The organism is Bradyrhizobium sp. (genome assembly GCF_019242285.1).
GTDB lineage: Bacteria > Pseudomonadota > Alphaproteobacteria > Rhizobiales > Xanthobacteraceae > Bradyrhizobium.
Genome location: NZ_JAFAVV010000081.1, coordinates 1 through 2116, shown reverse-complemented (window position 1 = coordinate 2116; position 2116 = coordinate 1). Strand labels below are relative to the sequence as shown.

At 64.1% G+C, this 2116-nt stretch carries 4 protein-coding genes; 2 read left to right on the top strand and 2 right to left on the bottom strand.

The genetic code is table 11. The features are described 5' to 3' along the window. Positions 1-468: Hsp70 family protein (locus tag JOY90_RS03350; protein WP_291689748.1), on the bottom strand; the 468-nt coding region annotated here is incomplete at its 3' end. A 162-nt stretch (positions 469-630) separates the two neighbouring features. Here JOY90_RS03350 and JOY90_RS03345 point away from each other — a divergent pair. Both JOY90_RS03345 and JOY90_RS03340 read left to right on the top strand, forming a co-directional pair. Beyond that, positions 631-1095: a copper chaperone PCu(A)C gene (locus tag JOY90_RS03345; RefSeq protein WP_291689747.1), complete on the top strand. Its 465-nt coding sequence runs from the start codon at positions 631-633 to the stop codon at positions 1093-1095. A 46-nt stretch (positions 1096-1141) separates the two neighbouring features. Then, positions 1142-1564 carry a hypothetical protein gene (locus JOY90_RS03340; RefSeq protein WP_291689746.1) on the top strand — a complete coding sequence of 141 codons (423 nt, stop codon included), beginning with the start codon at positions 1142-1144 and terminating at the stop codon, positions 1562-1564. On the opposite strand, the gene JOY90_RS03335 is transcribed toward JOY90_RS03340, so the two are convergent. Then, complete coding sequence (locus tag JOY90_RS03335) at positions 1539-2045, bottom strand: hypothetical protein (RefSeq protein WP_291689745.1); 507 nt, start codon at positions 2043-2045, stop codon at positions 1539-1541. The genes JOY90_RS03340 and JOY90_RS03335 overlap by 26 nt on opposite strands. Positions 2046-2116 lie beyond the last annotated feature (71 nt).

The window sequence follows — 2116 nt, the reverse complement described above, 5'->3', positions numbered from 1 at the left end:
GTCCTTGGTCGCCTGGCGCTGGGCATCGTTGAAATAGGCGGGAACCGTGATCACCGCCTGGGTGACGGTCTCGCCGAGATAGCTCTCGGCGGTTTCCTTCATCTTTTGCAGGATGAACGCCGAAACTTCCGAGGGGCTAAGGTCCTTGCCGCCGGCCTGCACCCAGGCATCGCCGTTGCCGGCGCGGACGATCTTGTACGGGACCAGGCCCATGTCCTTCTGGGTCATCGGATCATCGAACCGGCGACCGATCAGCCGCTTGACGGCAAAAACGGTGTTCTCGGGATTGGTGACTGCCTGGCGTTTCGCCGGCTGTCCGGTCAGACGCTCGCCGTCCTTGGTGAATGCGATGATCGAGGGAGTCGTGCGGGCGCCCTCCGCATTCTCGATCACCTTGGGCTTGCTTCCCTCCATCACCGCGACGCAGCTGTTGGTGGTGCCCAGATCGATCCCGATAACCTTGGCCATGATTGTCCCTCTTGTTCGTCATGCCTCAATGCCGGCAGCCGACCCTCCTCATCAAGCAAGGGTCACCACCAGCGCTTTAACGGGGGCGATATAGGGGGGCTTTCGATTGGCACAAGACGCCGGGCGCAGCTAAAGAACGCGAAGCGTAACAAGGAGAAATCGATGCGTGCCGCCGTGATACTGGTTGGTTGTATTGCGGTGGCGATCGGGGGGTGCTCCAGCGGCGGTGACAACAACGCAACCGATGCGAACCGCCTCCGGGTGAGCGATGCCTGGATCAGGCTCGCGGCGGTACCGGGAACTCCATCCGCGGCTTATTTCACGATCCATGGAGGCCCGACATCGGATCGGCTGACCAGCATCAGCAGCCCCCAGGTGAGGCGTGCGGAGATGCACGAGACGATGGCGGCGGACCACGGCATGGCGAGGATGGCGCCGGTCGAGCAGCTGGCGGTGCCCGCTGGCGGCACCGTAACCTTCGCGCCCGGCGGCCGCCACGTCATGCTGTTCGGGCTCGATGCCGCCGCGACGGCAGGTCGCGAAGTCAGGCTCGATCTGGCCTTCGCCAGTGGCCGGACCCTCGCTGCCAGGGCGCGCGTTCGTGCCATGGGTGATGAGCGACAATAAATTCGGACGACTTCTCAGCGCCGGCGAGATCGCGCTGGCGCGCGGCATGTTCGGCGACGCGATCGATTATGCCAAGGTCCGGGTCTACGAGCGCAAATGGTGGCCATTGCAACCGCGCAACTGGATCATGGCACCGGACGGCGATCTCTGGCTCCACCCCTGCGGCCTACTGGCGGGGATCGACTTCGCCAAAGCAGGACTTGGCCTGCAGGGCCTGTTCATCCATGAGATGACGCACGTCTGGCAGCATCAAAAGGGCATCTGCCTGCTGCTTCGCCGCCATCCCTTCTGCCGCTACGCCTATCGACTTGCGCCGGGTAAGCCGTTCGAGCGCTATGGCATCGAACAGCAGGCGGAGATTACCCGCGATGTCTTTCTCCTGCGCCGGGGGGTTCGCCGCAACGCGGCCGCGGCGAAGGTCAACTATGCAGCCTTGCTGCCGTTCACGCCGCAGCCCGAGGCGGCGTAGCCGCAAGCCAGGCGTCGCGATTGGCTTCGATCGTCCCGACCGCCTTGTCCCAGAAAGCCTTGGTTCCGCCCTGCGCCGCCGAGGTGAACTTGGACGTGTGGCGGAACTCGAGGATCTCGAGGCCTTCGGGCCCGGCAGTGTAGATGTATGGGGTGTCGCCCGCGAGCCAGAACCCGTCGCCCGCGCCCAGCCATTCGGTGCCCAGCTTCATTGAACCTGAAACGATATAGTAGAGCGCATCGACGCTATGGCTGTGGCGGCCGAGCGGATAGTTCGGCTTGAACCAGGCATAGTGAAGGGCAAAGCCAGGCGCGTCGAACAGCACCTTGATGACATAGCCGTCGGCCATCCCGGCCTCGGCCATCCGGGCGAGCCCCACCGCGGCGGATTCCGGCATGCTGGAGACGGTGCCCTCCTCCTCCGTCATGTGACGGCATTCCTTGGCCCGATAGATTTGCATTTTCGGCTTCTTGCTAGCCATTCAGTTCCACTCCTTCGATCAGGCTGCCGGACGGGGCGGCGGCATCGCCCGCCACGCCTCGCGATTGGCTG

Excerpts from the sequence above, each read along its gene's own strand:
- JOY90_RS03340 (WP_291689746.1), top strand. The coding sequence starts at position 1,142 with ATGTTCGGCGACGCGATCGATTATGCCAAGGTCCGGGTCTACGAGCGC.
- JOY90_RS03345 (WP_291689747.1), top strand. The coding sequence starts at position 631 with ATGCGTGCCGCCGTGATACTGGTTGGTTGTATTGCGGTGGCGATCGGG.
- JOY90_RS03335 (WP_291689745.1), bottom strand. The coding sequence starts at position 2,045 with ATGGCTAGCAAGAAGCCGAAAATGCAAATCTATCGGGCCAAGGAATGC.